Below are 253 nucleotides of genomic sequence, written 5' to 3'. Positions count from 1 at the left end.
CAAAACAAAATCAAATACGAACTGCTCGAAGAAGAACTCAAAACCAGTGGCGAACCCCAAGTAAGCACCACCGATACTGATGCTAGAGCACTACTGGTTCAAGGGCAAGTAGTAGAAGTTTCGTATAACATTCAAGCCGCAGTAGATGACAAACACAACTTAGTAGTAGCCACACACACCATCAACCGCAACGATAAAAATGCCTTGTCTGCTATTGCTATAGAAGCCAAAGAAAACCTAGCGCTCGAAACTT

At 43.1% G+C, this 253-nt stretch carries 1 pseudogene; it reads left to right on the top strand.

Features of this window, described 5'->3' with window-relative positions:
- A pseudogene (locus tag WFZ85_RS16575) lies at positions 1 to 253 on the top strand (IS1182 family transposase); the annotation flags it as partial.

Source organism: Flavobacterium aureirubrum, from assembly GCF_038739835.1.
Classification (GTDB): domain Bacteria; phylum Bacteroidota; class Bacteroidia; order Flavobacteriales; family Flavobacteriaceae; genus Flavobacterium; species Flavobacterium aureirubrum.
This window is presented reverse-complemented; position numbering and strand designations above follow the sequence as displayed.